15 protein-coding genes are annotated in these 16,951 nt (G+C 41.8%); 9 read left to right on the forward strand and 6 right to left on the reverse strand.

Annotation, left to right across the window (positions count from 1 at the left end; genetic code table 11):
* Nucleotides 1–794 precede the first annotated feature (794 nt).
* From V7K35_RS09415 to V7K35_RS09425, 3 genes are all read right to left on the reverse strand, one after another.
* The gene (locus V7K35_RS09415) at nt 795–1,679 is read right to left on the reverse strand and encodes a hypothetical protein (RefSeq protein ID WP_335078297.1); all 885 of its coding nucleotides are present in this window, start codon (nt 1,677–1,679) and stop codon (nt 795–797) included.
* A 70-nt stretch (nt 1,680–1,749) separates the two neighbouring features.
* Nucleotides 1,750–2,343: a DUF1517 domain-containing protein gene (locus V7K35_RS09420; RefSeq protein WP_335078299.1), complete on the reverse strand. Its 594-nt coding sequence runs from the start codon at nt 2,341–2,343 to the stop codon at nt 1,750–1,752.
* Nucleotides 2,344–2,574: 231 nt separating this feature from the next.
* Nucleotides 2,575–4,152, reverse strand: coding sequence for a pentapeptide repeat-containing protein (locus V7K35_RS09425; RefSeq protein WP_335078301.1), 1,578 nt, complete (start codon nt 4,150–4,152; stop codon nt 2,575–2,577).
* Between the two features lie 67 nt (nt 4,153–4,219).
* Between V7K35_RS09425 and V7K35_RS09430 the strand changes: the two genes are divergently transcribed.
* Together V7K35_RS09430 and V7K35_RS09435 are read left to right on the forward strand one after the other, a co-directional pair.
* Nucleotides 4,220–5,059 (forward strand): prephenate/arogenate dehydrogenase, encoded by an 840-nt coding sequence (locus V7K35_RS09430; protein WP_335078454.1) that lies wholly within the window; start codon nt 4,220–4,222, stop codon nt 5,057–5,059.
* A 237-nt stretch (nt 5,060–5,296) separates the two neighbouring features.
* A complete protein-coding gene (locus tag V7K35_RS09435) occupies nt 5,297–5,590 on the forward strand; it encodes a hypothetical protein (protein ID WP_335078303.1) in 294 nt (97 codons plus the stop codon).
* Between the two features lie 219 nt (nt 5,591–5,809).
* On the opposite strand, the gene V7K35_RS09440 is transcribed toward V7K35_RS09435, so the two are convergent.
* The gene (locus tag V7K35_RS09440) at nt 5,810–5,962 is read right to left on the reverse strand and encodes a DUF3122 domain-containing protein (RefSeq protein WP_442939708.1); all 153 of its coding nucleotides are present in this window, start codon (nt 5,960–5,962) and stop codon (nt 5,810–5,812) included.
* Between the two features lie 359 nt (nt 5,963–6,321).
* On the opposite strand from V7K35_RS09440, the gene V7K35_RS09445 reads away from it, so the two are divergent.
* Together V7K35_RS09445 and V7K35_RS09450 are read left to right on the forward strand one after the other, a co-directional pair.
* Entirely contained in the window at nt 6,322–7,251 is a 930-nt protein-coding gene (locus V7K35_RS09445) for a polysaccharide deacetylase family protein (protein WP_335078307.1), read from the forward strand.
* Nucleotides 7,220–7,444, forward strand: a complete 225-nt coding sequence (locus V7K35_RS09450) for an ABC transporter permease subunit (RefSeq protein WP_335078309.1) — start codon at nt 7,220–7,222, stop codon at nt 7,442–7,444. Before V7K35_RS09445 ends, V7K35_RS09450 begins: the two co-directional genes overlap by 32 nt.
* Before the next feature lie 127 nt (nt 7,445–7,571).
* Here V7K35_RS09450 and V7K35_RS09455 read toward each other — a convergent pair whose 3' ends face one another.
* Nucleotides 7,572–13,154 carry a translocation/assembly module TamB domain-containing protein gene (locus tag V7K35_RS09455; RefSeq protein WP_335078311.1) on the reverse strand — a complete coding sequence of 1,861 codons (5,583 nt, stop codon included), beginning with the start codon at nt 13,152–13,154 and terminating at the stop codon, nt 7,572–7,574.
* A 554-nt stretch (nt 13,155–13,708) separates the two neighbouring features.
* Between V7K35_RS09455 and V7K35_RS09460 the strand changes: the two genes are divergently transcribed.
* The 5 genes from V7K35_RS09460 (at nt 13,709) to V7K35_RS09480 (ending at nt 16,521) form a co-directional block, all read left to right on the forward strand.
* Entirely contained in the window at nt 13,709–13,852 is a 144-nt protein-coding gene (locus V7K35_RS09460; protein WP_442939709.1) for a DHHA1 domain-containing protein, read from the forward strand.
* Between the two features lie 128 nt (nt 13,853–13,980).
* Complete coding sequence (locus tag V7K35_RS09465) at nt 13,981–15,108, forward strand: hypothetical protein (protein WP_335078313.1); 1,128 nt, start codon at nt 13,981–13,983, stop codon at nt 15,106–15,108.
* 10 nt (nt 15,109–15,118) lie between these two features.
* Nucleotides 15,119–15,484: a hypothetical protein gene (locus V7K35_RS09470; RefSeq protein ID WP_335078315.1), complete on the forward strand. Its 366-nt coding sequence runs from the start codon at nt 15,119–15,121 to the stop codon at nt 15,482–15,484.
* Nucleotides 15,485–15,491: 7 nt separating this feature from the next.
* Entirely contained in the window at nt 15,492–16,256 is a 765-nt protein-coding gene (locus V7K35_RS09475) for a hypothetical protein (protein ID WP_335078317.1), read from the forward strand.
* A gap of 55 nt (nt 16,257–16,311) precedes the next feature.
* Nucleotides 16,312–16,521 (forward strand): type II toxin-antitoxin system Phd/YefM family antitoxin, encoded by a 210-nt coding sequence (locus V7K35_RS09480; RefSeq protein WP_335078319.1) that lies wholly within the window; start codon nt 16,312–16,314, stop codon nt 16,519–16,521.
* 139 nt (nt 16,522–16,660) lie between these two features.
* On the opposite strand, the gene V7K35_RS09485 is transcribed toward V7K35_RS09480, so the two are convergent.
* Nucleotides 16,661–16,879, reverse strand: coding sequence for a hypothetical protein (locus tag V7K35_RS09485; protein ID WP_335078321.1), 219 nt, complete (start codon nt 16,877–16,879; stop codon nt 16,661–16,663).
* Nucleotides 16,880–16,951: the final 72 nt, after the last annotated feature.

Genomic DNA, 16,951 nt, shown 5'->3' on the forward strand with positions numbered 1-16,951 from the left:
TAGTTACCTGTTTATGACATGCTATTTTTTAAGCAATTGGTTAATATTTTCCCTACGTTATTCTGTTTCTACTCCAGAAGATAAATTTTTATCAATTGTGATGTTTTTGGTCACAACTATCTTCTGGCCTCTGATGATTCCGATATCTTGTTTAGAAATAGTAAAAAAAGAGCGAATAGACTTTAATAAAATGATTCCTGTTCTTTTAGCAATATTTGTATTTGGTATTTCATATTATTTGACCGAATAATTTATAATTAATCGTTGCCACTTGTATAGATATAAAGCTTTCTTTTGTAATACTTTGCCCCGGAAGCTCCCCCCAAGCCCTTTTAAAGAGGGGCTTAATTCAATACGCTTGGATTAATGGGGCTTTTGCTATATGTTGGGATCATACCAGGCAAAATATCCAATCCATCACGAGCAGATAAAAAACCCTACATCCGCGTGTGACAGCGATTGTAGGGCTGGTGTGTAATGAGGTGTCGCATTCTGAAATCTTTTAAATTGTATAAAAGGATTTGAAACGGATTAAACAACTGCGGGGGGATATCTGGGTAATACTAAGGTTATAGTTTGCTGAGGGTTAGCTATTTTACTGAAAAAATTGCTAATCGAATGCTAATAGCTTTTTCCTAGTTCTTTTTGGAGAGATGTCGTCAAATATTTCTATGATGACATCTCCCAACAGCCTACTAGCAAAAAGCATTCAGCCCGTTAATTAGCTTTAGTTTCTCCCCACCTTGAAACCTCCCCCGCTCAAGAATTTTTCATTGAGCAGCAACAAAATTTTCTTAACGGCGTCTGCTGCCAAAACCACTTGAACGGCGGGGTGCTGTACTACGCCCACTACCAAAACCAGAACCCGAATTGCGTCTGGGTGAAGTAGCTCTACCAGAGGGTTGCAACGTACTACCACCAAAACCAGAACCCGAAGGACGGTTATTACCTGTAGTGCTACGCGGTGTATTGCGTATAGTTGAATTTCCAGGATATGACCTTCTAATTGTCCCCGTATTGCGGAACGCAGTGCGATTTGTCACGGCTGCGGGTGGCGTATTGTAGCGAGTTTGGTAGTTTTGAACTGCTTGGCCATAGCTTCCACCATATCCACCGAAGCCACTTAATCCTTGTCCTGATTGATAGACAGGGGGTACATAATACTGGGGTCTAAATAACATACTACCAATTGCCTGACCGGCCAAACTACCAGCCACAGACCCGGCAAACGGTGCCCAGAAGCTATTTTCTCGACGGACTACAACCGTCTCTTGTTGTCCTGTCTGGGGATTGGTTTTATTCTCGGTAACGTTATGGACGTACTCAATTTTAAAGTCTTCCGTCAGATATAAAATTGGTTGTCCTTTTTCTACCTTCAGATAGGTCTTCTTACCCTGCTTGACTTCATCATCAGTTAACCGTGCCATTTGCAAATTTTCGGTTGCAAAGGTTGGGGGCTTATTATTAAGTAAAAACAGGTTGTACTCACCACTTGCATCGTCATAAGTAGCTTGTTGTATTTGATACTCACCGTCACTCAGCTTTGTGTTAGTAGAAGTTTGGCTAACGTTCTTAGTCGGAGAAATAGTTTGGTTTCCCCCACCACAAGCGACAGTTGTCATACACAAACTCAGAGCTAAAAAAACGGCAGTAAATTTACGTACTATGGTCATGATCATTGGATTATTGTCCTATCTCTGAGCTTAACAATTTATTGATGTGAGCAGTAAGTACGGACTACCCAACAGATTACAAAGGAATCAATTCTGGGTAATATTGCAACAGTTGATCGCTAGTGAGTTCATCACCTAACTGTGCTGGGGAGAAATGCACTTGGATTGCCTTCAATCTATGTTTATAATGCAAATTTATCAATGCTTTCAATCCTTCTTTGAGTGCCTGAACGTTAGAAAGATCAGTTTCTAATTCTAGTACTTCTCCTTCATAAGCTACTGTAATCATCACAATGATGTTGCGAGTTACAGGTATAGATAAAGGTTCATTCAATCCAGAGTTAGGACTGTAATCTGGTTCACTGAGATATCTTTCGGCAGAATCAGTAAATAATTCATTCACGTAATCTCCTGCCTCGCCTTCATCCCAAAATACGTCACCTTCGTTGGCAGCAGAAAGCCAATATTCATCATATTGCAGCAGGGTTTGGCTAATTTCTACCAATCCTTCTCCCAAAACTTCTAAGTCGCCATCAACATCGATCGCATCTCGTCCAGCACTATTTAATACTCCCAAAATTGGTGCTACCTCACCTCCCCCTAAGTGCAGAAATAGGCGAAAGACTACATAGCGAGTTCGACCGATCATTTTATTAAAGGTATCGCGCATTTTTGTCCTCCAAAATTTTGTTTTTTCTTATTTCTCATTTGCCCAATGACGCTAGTTGCTTCTTTTGTTCAAAGACGCAACTCTTAGAGAGACTCCGCCAACGCGTAGCTTGCTTCTCCGTAGGGGTACAATGCTGGGAACCTCCCTTCGGGTTCACCAGTCGCCTACGGCGGTAAACCCGCCTACAGCGCTGGATTCACCGCAACGCAGTGGCTCCCCAATGCCCCATGATTAATGACTAATATAGTGAAATCCTTGGACAAAATCTATAACCATATTTAACTGAGGCAATATATCATATTTTATTGATTCATTAGATATATCATCATAAGCTGAAGCATTGAGAGCAGAGCGATTAATAAATCTTTTGCCAAAGTTAGGATGGTCATGGACAATCAAAGTGTGGGCGCTAGAATTCGTTAAAATTATTTGGGTTGAGGCTTTACAAAAATTTAACTTTGCAGCTACTTCGATATTTTTTTTCATCTGCTTAATTGTTGTAGCCTGAATTATAGCTTGCTCTACAAGAAGATTTAATTGTTTCACCAAATGGGGAGATTTTAGCGATTTTAAATCTTGGTTTGCAACAACTTCACTGTTAATCATTTCCACCATACTCAAAATATTCTTTTGGGTAGATGCCGCATCTAGAAAGGGAAGAATCACAATGTAAGCAGTGGCAAATAATGCTTCGTCGCTATCTACATGAAATGTGAAAACAGTTCGGCGACGCCCATTTTCCACGCTTGGGGGTTGTTTCAGCCCCCGGTATTCCTGAGCAATTTGGTAGTAAGCGCCAGCAAGAGCAAAATTGGCTTCGTATTCTAGGGGTGCATCAACAATAATGCGGATTGTTGGCGGTGTTTCATTAAAAAAATCTCGTGAGTCTTCGGAATGGAAGTTTTGGATAATAGAGCGATCGCCTTTGGGGCTAAGATCAACCCATTCACAAATCATGCCTTCGGTTTTTAAACCAAACCTGGAGGTGGCATAAAGCTTTGCCCCAGTTAAAGTTGCTCCTGTTAAATCAGCACCGATCCATTCCGCCTTAATTAATTTTGCCTGAGTTAAATTGGCATGGATTAAAATTGTATTTGTTAAATTGGCATTGCTTAAATCTGTGCCAATTAAAGTAGCCCCGCTCAATTTTGCGCCGCTCAAATCTGCCCACCGGAGATTTGCATTGCTCAAATCTGCCCACCGGAGATTCGCCCCGCTCAAATCTGCCCCGCTCAGGTTAGCATGGCTGAGATTCGCTTGTCTAAGTTCGGCATCTCGCAAATTTGCACCGCTAATGTCAGAACGACTCAGATCAGTGGCGTTTAAGTTAGCCATTTCCAAGTTGGCTCCAGTTAAGGAAGCGCCTCTCAAGACGGCCTCACTCAACTTAGCGTAACGGAGATTCGCTTGGCGGAGTGTGGCCTCTCGCAGATCGGCACTGGTAAGATCAGCCTCCAACAGGTCAGCGCGACTGAGATCAGCACGAATTAACTCGGCGCGGATCAACGAAGCTCCTCTAAGTTGAGCGCGACCCAGATCCGCTCGAATCAAATTAGCGACGTTGAGACTAGCGTTGTTCAAGATGGCGCTAGATAGATTCGCACCACTCAGTCTGGCTACATTTAGCTTGGCATTGCTCAAGTCAGCTTCACTCAGATTCGCGCCACTCAGGTTAACTATACTTAAATTAGCATCGCTAAGATTCACACCACTGAGTTTAGCCCCACTCAGGTTAGCTTCTGCGAGGTCAAGACCACTAAAATTTAAGACTCCTGCTGCGTATTGTTCCAATAATTCCTCTATAGTCATTGATGCTACCCCTTGGATGCCAACTTTAATAGTTGGTATCATAAAAAACGGAATGTCAAAATCAAAAATAAATGTTGGGATTTTAGGACTGGGACTGATAGGCGGATCTTTGGGTTTTGATTTGCGATCGCAAGGACATCATATCTTAGGAGTTAGTCGCCGTGAAGCCACATGTCAAAAGGCAGTTGCCCTCGGCAGTGTTGATCAAGCATCAGTTGATCTGAGCCTGTTAGCAGCCGCAGAGGTTGTATTTATTTGTACACCCTTAGCGCTTATTGTGCCCCAATTGGAACAGTTGAGCGCTCATTTGTCCACCGCTACCGTCGTGACTGATGTGGGTTCAGCGAAAGCACAGATAGTCAAGGCGATTTCTCCCCTTTGGAATAATTTTATCGGCGGTCATCCAATGGCGGGAAAAACAGACAGTGGAATAGAAGCTGCACAGCGGCATTTATTTGTTGATAGACCTTATGTATTAACACCGATAACTACAACACCAACCACTGCAATTACGGTGGTGGAAGAAATTGTGCGATCGCTTGGAGCGAATATCCACTATTGTCAACCAGAGCAACATGACCGCGCTGTTAGTTGGATTTCCCATTTACCTGTAATGGTCAGTTCCTCGTTGATTGCTGCTTGTTTGAGTGAAACTGACCCTGATGTTTTGCAATTAGCCCAAAAATTTGCTAGTTCAGGTTTTCGGGATACCAGTCGTGTGGGTGGTGGGAATCCAGAGTTGGGTGTAATGATGGCGCGGTATAATCGTCAAGCATTGCTGCGATCGCTGCAACAATATCGTCACAATCTCGATGAGTTGACTAACTTAATTGAGCAGGAAAATTGGGCAGTTTTAGAGCAAAAGTTGAAATCAACGGGGAAGGCACGACCTAATTTTGTTGAATAGTTGTCGGGTGCGTTAGGTTATTAATAACGCACCTATTTCAACATTTAGTGAGTTAATTGCTTATTGGTTTTGAATGCTTTTTAAGGTAGTTGATCAAGTCGGGTGGCTGCTTGCTTGTCAAATTAATAAACATAGCTATTTAGTAATTATAACAATAAAATCTTTAAAAAATGCTACTTGACAGTTTGATAGTAACCAAACCGATGTACTATACAGATAAATTTACAAAAATCAACAATGGTAGAACGCCCAATCAAGAAATCGGAACGTCAGTCTCAAGAAAGCACTGACAACAATACCGAAAATTCGGATTCTATACCGCCTATTGAATCCAACCCCAAAAGCTCAAAACCAAGCCGTAATCGCTCATCTGGCACAGAGAAAAAAGCATCCTATGGGGATGAAAACAGGCAGCAGGGTAATCCTGCCCTAGCGCGTGGCCCAAAACCCGTTAAACCTCCAGCCCCGAAAGTCAAAACAGAAGAACTTGAAACTGAGTCAGAATCTATCTCTGAGGAGTCTCAAGACTAACATTACAAGTGCTGCGTGTGATGTGGGAGGCTATAAGTATATAAAGACTAAGATTTCTGGCTCCGAAGGCAGCGATCGTGCCCCACATCACCATTGGGTTATTTTTATGTTGAATGCTTTTATATTAGACTTTAATATTGGTGCATAAAATCAATCAATGTCTGTAACTAGCCATTGCCACTCAGTGACTACAATGTTGGATATGTTGAGAACCAATTGCTATCCACTAGAAATTGGTACATAGAGTTTGAGTGCATCAGTTGTTGGCAATTTCGGTAAGATATCAGTTAAGTTATATTCACCCACATTAGGGATAGCTGCAATTAAAGCGTATGCATCCGATACACTCAGCAATTTTCCTGCTGGGGTCAACTTTGTCCTAGCATTTCTCGTGGTTACGGTTATACTGCGATCATTACTGGTTTTATTGATCGGTTAAATCAAGTGGGTATTATTTTATCCAGTCTTTTGATAGCACTTTTATCCGTAGGTGGCGAATAAGTGCAGATTAAATAGGGACTTCCTTTAGGTGGGATGTTTTAAGGTATTTTATTCTTTTAGCAGCAGATATATTAATTTACAACTGAGTACGAGTGATGTGATAGGAGAGTAGGGAGTTTTGAGTGCCCAGTGCTGAGTCCTGAATGGGGAATCTTACTTCTTTACTCAGAACTGGCAACTCAGACCTCCGAACTGTTTTGCCCAATGACTAATATTTAAGGAGATTTAATGTGTTTAATCGGAAATTATCGCTGTTCATAAAGGTAGTAACTATTACATCGCTTGCTTATGTAGGTAGTATGGGTATCATTCTGCTTGTAGGCACAACTAAACTTGACCATCTGTTCGGAATTCAAAAGCCAAAAGGCGAGAGTGCTAAAACGAGTTTAGGTAGGGCAATGAGTGCAGATGCAGAGTCTATCACCCCAGCTATAGACCAGATGAATGAAGTGCCAAAGCCTTTTCAGGGAACAATCGTTTATCAAGCGAAACTAAAAGCAAATGAGAAAGTCATCGCCCTAACTTTTGATGACGGTCCTGGTCCCAAAAATACAGTACAGATTTTAGAAATTTTGAAGAAAAATAATATCAAGGCAACATTTTTTATGCTTGGGCAAATGGTGAAATATTTTCCCCAAATTGCCAAGCAAGTGGCTGCTGATGGTCATGTAATTGGCAATCATACATGGCATCATTGGTATTTTAAAATGGATGGAGCGACTGCGGCTAGTGAAATTGATCGCACGGCAGACATCATTTACAAGACGACAGGAGAGAAAACGACTCTGTTTCGTCCCCCCGGCGGCTTTCTGAATAATGGACTAGCTCAATACGCCAAAAACGAGAGGTACGCTGTCATGATGTGGTCAGAAGAGTCGGGAGACGCTGAACGTCGTTCGCCTCAAGTGCCAATGCTGATAAAAAATGTGCTTAAATATGCAAAACCCGGTGCAATTGTACTGATGCATGATGGGGGCGGCAACCGTTCTCGATCCGTCAAAGCTTTACCAGAAATGATCGCAGGTCTCAAAGCCCAAGGCTATCGATTTGTGACGATTCCCCAACTACTGGAAATACAAGCCCAAGAACAACATCTGGCGAAGGTAGTTTTACCTACGGTTACAAAGGGTGAACATCCAAACAATCTGCTTAATCATTAGTGATACCCTACGGTCAGCGACACCTCTAATTTTGGCGGCACTAGGTGAATTAGTAACTAGAAAATCGGGCGTGTTAAATCTGGGCGTAGATGGAATGATGCTGGTTGGGGCTGTGGCTGGTTTTATTGCTGCTTCAGTTACAGGTAACATTTACATTACGATTATTCATAGCACTAATATATATCAGGAATAGCGATTGCCTCGATTTATGTCCTGCTAATAATTACTATGGCTAGCAATAATGTCTGGTTTAGAATTTCAGGTTTACAGAGACACCTAGAAGACAAAGACAAATCCACCCGGAAATACAAAGCTGTAATCTAAAATCGGCTTTCATACTCAACTTGGAATTGATTTTCATCCCCCAAATTAGTTGAGCCTCGCATCAAGATTTCGTCATTGAGTCGATAGAGCACATTGTAACGGAAAGACTCATCATTGTTAGAAAGAGCGTGTGATAAAGAAACAGATGCGTTTTTATTGATGTCAAACACACCTTCTGCTGATAAATTAAGAACTGAACCGTTCGCTGTTTTATTAGTATTAGTAGATGGAGTAGGAAATATCCGAAACTCACTGAAACCAATAGCCTGTCCGATCGCAGTGATAGTTCCTTGTAAACCACCTAAAATGGTTGAACTAGCGAAACCAGTCAGCCCTTGTCCTGCATTTGTTTGACCGAAAGAACCCAGAATCGAGCCACCCAGCAGAGCAACTATTTCTCCCTTACTACGGTTAGGTTCACTCGTCAGTTCTAGATTGTCGCCCAATTCACTAGCTGGCCCGTTTACCCTGGCTTGAACGGTAACGGTATTTAAAGTCCCAAAATTGTTTGCAGAAACATCGCTGACTTCAGAAGACAATGGTGATTCCAAAGTTTGACTGTTCCTTGCCGATGCTTCGGGTACAATTGCGGTAAGTCGCACATCTAGGGTCGGGTCAAGTCCAAGACTTGGAGTAAAGCTCGCAGTTTGTTCATAGCCCCGCGCCAAGGTGAACTGAGTGGAAAATACGCTCAGTCGTCCTCCTGTCAAACGAATGACTCCTTCAGGAAGCGGCTTGGCTAATGTACCATTGATGGTCAAGTCGCCTTTGGCGTCAAAGCTCAATAGGGGCTGACTAAAGGCCGCTCCTCCTGGTACAAAGCTCAGTAAAGATTGAGTAGTAACACGAACACCTTTGTCTAAAGTCAACTTTAAATCTGCAAACTTTATAGGTAAATTGGGTGGAGTGACTGCGCTAGTGCTACTCTTTGCTGTAATCACTGGGCTAGTGCTATTCTCTGGTGTAGGTGTGACGTTAGCATTAACCTCTTCTCTATTTATGACGTTAGCGTTAGCCTCTGCTGTCGCTGCTGATTTTTTCTTCGCAGCAGCCGAGTTTCCAATAATCACCTGACCATTACTCAGTTTAATCTCTCCACCAATTATAGGTTTTAGGGCTGTTCCGCGAATTACGACATCGCCGCCAACACCGCCTTCATACAGTCCTGCAAGCTTAAAATTGAGTTTGTCTGCTATTGATACTGTTAGGGGATTCGCTGCGGCTTGCTGCGGATCAAAAATTGGCAGGATGCCTGATGCTGTCACTTGCCCTTTATTGTACGTGCCTTGGATACCTTCAACACTCACCGTATTACCATTAAATCGCGCTATCCCTGTGACATTTGTTAGGGGATCAGATAAGGCTTGAGTGCGAAAAGTTGCATTATTAAGTATGGCATTTCCGTTGATAATTGGTTCCTTTAAAGTACCCTGAACGTTTAAATCTACTTTTCCTTGACCGTCTACCCAAGCGACTTGATTGTTGGTAAACACGTTTAACAGTGCCAATCCTTCATTTTGCAGATTAGCGTTGATGCTAATTTGATTGCTATCTGGCTGCACTGCGGCAGAAGGTAATGGAGCAGGTACACTACCTGTAATTGCAAGTGGCTGCGTTCCTATGACTAACAAAGTACTGTCAAAATTCAAGCGAGCTTTGTTGTAGTCAAAGTTCACTTGTCCTGTTTGCACAGGTTGCTTGTTGAGAGTTGCATTCGCCAGCGCCACTTGTCCTTGAACTCTGGGGTCTTTTAAACTACCTCCCAAGGTGGCATCAGCATTTACATTACCAGTAATATCTATAGGGTATTTTTCGATAAAAGGCTCTAAAAGTGATAAAGGTAAACTTGCTACATTCAACTTTCCAGATAGTTGCTCAGTTCCTAACTGTCCCGAAAACGCCACCAGTCCTTGATTGATTCCAACACTCAACGGCGAAAGTGTGACGATCCCATCAGCAAAAGTACCTTGAGCAACGACTTGATTAATCGAGTATTCACCCCATTGCCAATTAGCACCTTGAAAATTAAAGCCGACATTTAACCCAGACTTCAACGAGCCATTAGCTGTAATTCCTCCACTCAAAGCACCCGTTAATTCTGCAAGGGTGGGCAAAGATGCGGCTTTTTTTCTTTCTACCTGCTGTTGTTTTGCTACCGATGTTGCAATATTAGAGAAATATGCTAGCTGTGTTTTCAAATCTGCGTTGGGCAAACTGACAGGCTCAGTATTAAGTACCTCTGCTCCAGCCAACTTCGGAGGCTGCAACCCGGTACCAAAGTCTTTAAAGTCAAAGATATTAAACGCTTGTAAGAGTTTCTCAATTCTGGTTTGGTCTAAATTAGCTTGAACTTGAAATTGCGGGTCATTCCCTGTTTGCACATTTCCACTCAGGGCGATATTGCTATCTGCAATCCGCAATTGACCATTAGCCAAGCTAGCAGTACCATCGGCATAATTGATGGTGCCGCGAAATTCATCTGCTGCAATTCTAGCAACACGAGGCGCAGCGATCGCCACATCTCCCGCAACTGCATAATTATTCAAATTAACAACTAAATTTCCCGATAATTGCCCCGCCAGAGGTTTCAATTGATTGTTAGGTAAAAAGCCGCTAACAAGAGCTATGGGAAACTGTTGGGCGTTGATGAGCAAGTTATCTCCTTCAGTTCTACCTGTGGTAACTGCCTCATCGCGCTGGACTAAAAATGAAGTTGGGCGATAATCTGCACCCAGGTTAAGTGCAATCTTGTCTTGCTTCCCGGCTAATCGCAGACTTGCCCCTTGTCCCCCTTGAAAATTCACGTTTCCAGTTAAAACTGGGTCAAACGCCAAATTACTAACCTGGAAATTCCGCAGTCGGATATTGCCATTAGCTTGAGGTACATCTGGAGTACCTGTAACTTTTCCCTTAAAATCAAGTAGCCCCGTTACCGCCACGTCACCAGGAACTTTAAAGCCTGTATTTTTGAGGTTGAAATTCTCCGCCAGTACATTTAAATTAAATCCCGTAATTTGGGGTGCGCCAGTTGGTGGGGTTTGAACAGCGATCGCCCCATTAGCACTCAGTCCTGAGGTAGTTGCGTTTTCAACGATAATCTGCTCTCCATTCCACTGCACTTGGGCTGTCAGCGGTTGTGCTAGCAGCGCTAACCCTTGGGAAACGCGGATTTGTCCGGCGGCTCGAATATCTGCAAGCTGGAAAGATTTTGCTGTGCCTGCGAATTGGATATTACTATTGAGCCGTCCTCCCAATTGAGGTGAGAAACGGCTAAGTTGAATTTGGGAAGTGTTGGCAAGCACTTGCCAGCGACCACCATTAAAGCTAACATTCCTGAGATTAACCGTACCTCCTGCTACATTCAGCCTTGCTTGTCCTGTGGCTTGAATGGTTGAGGGTTGGAAAGAAGCAGTGCTTCCTGACAAATTCAAGGCAACATTGCTTAAAACTCCCTGGAACTGCGGTGGTATCTGTGCAAAACGGCTCAATTGCAGTTGTTGGGTATTCACAAAAGCCTGCCAGCGTTGTTGTACAACTTGACCCCTAGCCCTGATTGTACCGCCTGCCACGTTCAACACAGCATTTGGCAAGAAGATATTCTGCCCTTGTTGATTAACAACAGCTTCACCTGTAATCGGATAGGTGGCTGTGGGCGCTTGCACTTGCGTTACTGCTTGCAGGTTGCCAAGTGAGCCAGAAATCCTGCTATTTGCCGATACATTCCCAATGGTGATCGAGGGTGAGGAGTTGTATGCTTTAGCGATCGCATCCCCTGGTAAATTTTTTGCTTGTACATTCAACGCCACCCTGCCTTTGGGTGCAAGCTGAAGTTGACCGTTAGCTGTAACTTGCCCTCCCACCTCTGGATTTGCTTGAACGCGAACAACATTGACGTTTAATGGTGTGCCCAGAGAACCAGAAATTTTGGCGTTTGCAGATATACCACCAATATTAATTGGAGTTGAAATACCGTAACCTTGAGCGATCGCATTTCCTGGGATACCTTGAGCTTGAATATTTACGCCTACTTGACCTTGGGGAGCCAGTTGAATTTGACCATTGGCTGTGATTTTTCCCCCGGCTGGCGGCGTTATCTGAACACTAGTAATATCAAGTTTCAAGGGTTGTTTGCCAAGTGAGCCAGAAATTTGTGCTTTCGCTGAAACATTTCCAACTGCGATCGGTAGAGTAACGCCATAACCGCGTGCTAGTATATCCCCTGATACACCATCAACTTGAGCATTAAATCTTGCTTCATTTTTAGCTCCCAGTTGAGCTTGACCACCGCCTGTGATTTCACCACCAGCTGCGGGGACTATTTTCAGATTGGAAACGGCAAGTTGAGATGCAGTTTTAGATACATTCAACCGGAAGTCAGTATTGACGGTTTGGAGTTGAACACGATCAACTTGAATGGGTTTAGTATTGCTTACTGTACCGCTAAGGATTGGCTGCTGAAGTGACCCTAGTACCTGAATATTTGCTTGAATTTCGCCAGTAGCTGGGACTGACGAATTCACTTTCAATGTGTCTAAGATATTTTTTGCACTAACTGGTTTTATCTGAGCAGAGATATTAAAACCTGTTTGGCTATTAATTGTTCCATTTGCCTGAATGGGAACTTTGCCAAAGTTCGTATTCAGATTCTCTAAAGCAACTGTCTGACCTTGAAATAGAAATCTCCCATTAAAATTAGAAACCTGCTGAGGAATATTTTGAATTTTAGCAGTGATTTGATTAGCTGTAGCTGTTCCTGTAATCGCTATTTCTGACAGTTTGGGTGGAATCTGAACCCCTAAGTCAGCATCTAAACGCCCTGCTTGCAAGGCAATTGGCAATTGAATTAATCGACTGACCTCTGATACTTGTAAATTTTGTGCTTGCAACTTGAGGTTAGTTTGTTGAGCTTTTACTTGTGTTTCGCCAACAATTTTAACAGCGCCTCCCCTACTGAGTTGAGCATTGATGTCATAACCGATCCTTTGATTTTGATCTGAAAATCGGGCAACACCACCAACTTGATCTAATATTACTGATCCTTTCGGTTTAGTTGGTGCGGCGAATGGCATCAACTCTACATCACCATCTTGAATTTGAAGTGTTTGCAACTCAGTTTGGATGAAGCCTTGTCCCTCCCCAGCCTTAACTTGCGCTGTAACCCAACGACCATCTTTATCCTGTTGAATATAGACATTGGGCTGAACTAATATGACATTTAATACCAGTTTTCGGGTGAGGAGAAGTTGCAACGGCGAGAACTGCACCTCTAAAGCTTTTGCTACCACCTGATCTTGATCATTGGAAGTTGCTGGTATCGATAGAGAGCTAAATCTCAGACTAGAAAGCGAAAAACGTTCAACATTCCCTACTTTTACAGGACGCCCAAGCAATTGCTGAAGATTTTGCTGCACTAACGGTGCTAAATCTTTATATACATAGTTTCTAGCCCACCAAGCACCAACTGCAATTCCAACCAGTAAAACTCCACCCACAGCCAAACTGGTACGTCCTAAGATGAGGAGCCATAAACGAGGATTAGATGGTTTCTGGTTATTTTCTGAATTTGGCGATCGCTTCATGATCATTACCAGTACTTTTTTCTGGAGTGAGCTTAGAGACAGGCTGGTTGCAGTTTAATCAGCAAGTCACAAGTTATAGTTTCACAATATTAGGACTTACGCAAGAACTTTGGGGCAGGCTGCTTCTATTCTCTAAAAGAGGTTGCGCCAATGAGAGGCTCCGCAAATGCATATATTACCTTAATCAATTTTGTGGGTTTAAGTCCTCCGCAACTATTAAGCGGCAAGTTTGGTGGCGGGGTCTCTTGCAAAATCTAGATTGCCGGAAATCGGCGCTCCAGTTTGGTGCTAAATCCCGTTACAAAACTTAATTACGTTAGCGTAGCATTAGCGAGGTAGGAGCGTCATTACTAATTACGAATTATTTTAACCTTTCACGGATGTCGCCCTTGGTTTCTGTTGCAAGAGTGCAAAACCACTGATCAATAAAAAGTGTAATATTCCACATCAAACAAGTTCTCAGCGTTAATTGCTACCTTCTAGTTGTCCTGTCAATAAAATAGAGGCGCATGGAATCGAGTGTAGGCAGGTGGCTTGAAGTTAGTCCGTTCAAATTGATTAACGAGGCGATCGCTAAAAGTTGGGGTAGCGGCGGCGGTGGAAAACCAAACTTAGCCCAAGCCGGTGGACGCGATGCAAGTAAATTGCCAAAGGCATTGGCACAAGCGCAAAGTGAGTTAAAGTCTGGTTTGGATTAGTTGTGTTTTTTGAGGGGTGGGCGTTTTGCCTGCCTTACTATAAATGGCTTAAGCGTAGATACTTTTTGCTATGCTCTTTTTTTAACAACCTTTCAAATCCATCAACACAACATCTTGAGCAATAGTTTATGAGTATTAACGCTTTTGTTGATCATGGTTTTACTCCAGGTGAGGAATTCTGTGTACAATTTCTATCTAGCAATGAGTTTACTGTTAAAACCCTCCGATTTATTTTATTAGAGACAGGTCAGCTTAAAAAAGCAGAATTAGCAGTACATTTAGCCAATGCACTTGAAAAAGGTAAGATTACTTCAGATGAAATATTACTTGCATATGTGAAACAGGCAAGAACATGGTTGAGTTTGAAAATAGGTACGTGCGATCCTACACTTAACCTAAGTTCTTCTGCATCTTTGTTACAAGAATTTGGTCAGGATGGTTGGTACGGACCAATTCACGAACCGAATCAACCCAAGAAAAAATGGTATATCCGAACTTATAGAATTGTAGATTATGTTCGTCGAGGGTCTGGAACTGCTAGCCAATTAGACGAGCGCTATATTCGCTGGTCTGTGATTGCTGAGGTGGACAAAGATTACTTAGCTTTATCCTGGGATGGATTTACCTATAGTTCAACAGCCGATGAACACATAGAACAACGTACTCAATTCCCTTTCTGGAATCATATTCCTGGATTTTTTGATGAATTAGCTAATCATTGTCAAGCTCAGTGGACACACCCTAATCTTCATCAGCTTGTTCTGCATAATATGTGGGAAAAATATCTCAATAAATCAATCAATGGTGTTTGCTATAAATGGAAACATTTAAGGATTCGAGCAGAAGCTTCTGGACTTTTTATAAATGCTCATAGTTCTGGAATTCAAGAAATTGATGTGAGAGGATTACAAGCTCTATCGCAAAAATTAGCTCATTCTGTTCTAAATATACTTGGTTTGTCTGGTGAGGCAGAAAAAATAAGCAATGCTGAAGATGCAATTTTATTTACCTTAATCAAAGATTGGGGTACTAAATCTTATGAATTTGAACTAGACAGGGAATTAATAGCGAATGAAATAGAAACAGAAATATTAAAAGAAGTGAAATTAAAGCAGATCATCAAAGCACACTGCTATTTTGGACTCAAGCCTAACTCTAAGACCCAAGATTCTCTTCAACACCTCAAGTGCTATTCAGGGTATTATAGTGGTAGTACTCGTGTTCTTGAGTTTCTGCTAAAAGAACTTGGATTTTAAGGCTAAGGTCATGACTAGCTTCATCCACAAGGGTCATTTGGACTTCTTATCTGAAAAACAGAAGGCTGAACTGAGCAAGTATTTTATGACGGCATCGACAACAACAATGCCGCATCAACTTGCTGTACGGTTGGGTATAAAATACTCTAATGCTCTGGCGCTATTAGCAGATCTTGAAGCAGAAGGAGTCTGTGAAATGAAGCTTCTTATATATCATAATTGTGAGCCAGATGTCCCTGCGGGTGCAATTCCTTACGGTATAGGGTTTCCTGATTTACCTTGGATTTGTCCGCATTGTGAAAGTATTGTAGAAAATTATGATGAGCTATCGTTTGATCTTATGGCGACATCTAAGGAATCAATTGAATTTGTTTGATTAAATCATGCCAACTCAAGACGAACTTGTAGAATCTATGATTAATGCTATGGATTCCCTAGAATTAGGAAATCCAGCATTAAATAAGTTAGCTTCTTATTTGTATAAAGCAGATATTAAACTTTCTGAATATTTGGATGATCTGAAGATATTTAATCAATTAAAGAAACCTACACTTAAAGAAACACAAGAAGCTGGTAAGCTGCTAGAACAGATTGTACTTCTAGTGTTTAAAGGACTAAAAGGGGTTCAAAGCATCAAAAGTTTTCAGTCAGCAGGCCCTCAATATGATTTATTAGTGAGTGGTGATGATCTTCCTTGGCAAAATGTCTGTAAAACTTTATATCTTGAGTGGAACCAGAGAAATATAGTTATTGAGGCGAAAGCAACAAAAGCATCTGTACCAGATAAGCAATTTGCTCGACTGTGCAGCATCATGGATTTAAATTTAAAAGGTGCAGGTCTTGGTATTTTTATTACACTCAATGGAGCAACAGGGTTTCCTAAAAAAAGTGGTCCAACAAGGACAAGAAAAGTTAGTGATTGTAGGCTTCGCCAAATACTTTTTCATGCCAAAACAAATAAAATGATAGTTGTTCTAGACAAGGATGATATATCTGAGTTGACAAAAAATGGTACTCTAATCGAAATACTATCTCGTAAAATAAGAGATTTATTTGAACTAAGTGGTTTACCTACTTCTCCTGCTGAACAATTCCAAGAGATAGATTTACCTCCTCATTTGAAAATGTTGTATTATTCGGCTAGCTAACAGATATTGAGTCAAATAATCTCCTATCACCATACCACTATGCCGAAACACTCAAATGCAGAGAGTCACACTTGATGATATCCAACGAGATTTCTTGAAGTACCTTAATCAAGTTGAAACAGGTGAAAGCTTTCTCATTGTCCAGGCAGATAAGCCAATTGCAGAATTAAAACCAATTACAAACACCAACGCTTACTTGGTTTATCTGCCGGAGAATTCATACTGCCTGATAATTTTGATGCACCTTTGTCTGAAGAGATTCTAAATGCATTTGAGGGCAGATGAAAATTTTCCTAGATCCTCGTATTTTACTATTAGCAAGCTATATAGATCGCTCTACTTAATGATTAATGAATAACAAGATTCCTAACTTTTTAGAAAAGTCGGGAATCTCAGCCTTTCGATTACTCTTCCGTGAATCCGCTCAATTCCTCATTTGGTTCATCAATCATTTCCGGTACTAAAGCTGGGTTACTCCTACGTTCTTGTGGTGATTGCTCCCGGATAACATCGTCTATTCTTGCAGGGTGTTTGATTTTGTCGAGTATCTCTGGACTTAGTTGCGATGGTTCGCCTTCTGGATTCGACTTTTCTGCTTGACTAGGAACTGTTTCCTTATTCATCACTATTTCCCCAAACTTATACACCAAGTTTAAGTTCTTCTGTGATGAGTAGACACTATCTTGAGACTTATT

The organism is Nostoc sp. (assembly GCF_036917275.1).
In the GTDB taxonomy this organism is placed as follows: Bacteria; Cyanobacteriota; Cyanobacteriia; order Cyanobacteriales; family Nostocaceae; genus Nostoc.

Coding starts and splice junctions, on each gene's coding strand:
- V7K35_RS09480 (WP_335078319.1), top strand. CDS start 16,312: ATGCAGAGAGTCACACTTGATGATATCCAACGAGATTTCTTGAAGTAC.
- V7K35_RS09455 (WP_335078311.1), bottom strand. CDS start 13,154: ATGAAGCGATCGCCAAATTCAGAAAATAACCAGAAACCATCTAATCCT.
- V7K35_RS09420 (WP_335078299.1), bottom strand. CDS start 2,343: ATGCGCGATACCTTTAATAAAATGATCGGTCGAACTCGCTATGTAGTC.
- V7K35_RS09425 (WP_335078301.1), bottom strand. CDS start 4,152: ATGACTATAGAGGAATTATTGGAACAATACGCAGCAGGAGTCTTAAAT.
- V7K35_RS09475 (WP_335078317.1), top strand. CDS start 15,492: ATGCCAACTCAAGACGAACTTGTAGAATCTATGATTAATGCTATGGAT.
- V7K35_RS09465 (WP_335078313.1), top strand. CDS start 13,981: ATGAGTATTAACGCTTTTGTTGATCATGGTTTTACTCCAGGTGAGGAA.
- V7K35_RS09435 (WP_335078303.1), top strand. CDS start 5,297: ATGGTAGAACGCCCAATCAAGAAATCGGAACGTCAGTCTCAAGAAAGC.
- V7K35_RS09470 (WP_335078315.1), top strand. CDS start 15,119: ATGACTAGCTTCATCCACAAGGGTCATTTGGACTTCTTATCTGAAAAA.
- V7K35_RS09485 (WP_335078321.1), bottom strand. CDS start 16,879: ATGAATAAGGAAACAGTTCCTAGTCAAGCAGAAAAGTCGAATCCAGAA.
- V7K35_RS09415 (WP_335078297.1), bottom strand. CDS start 1,679: ATGATCATGACCATAGTACGTAAATTTACTGCCGTTTTTTTAGCTCTG.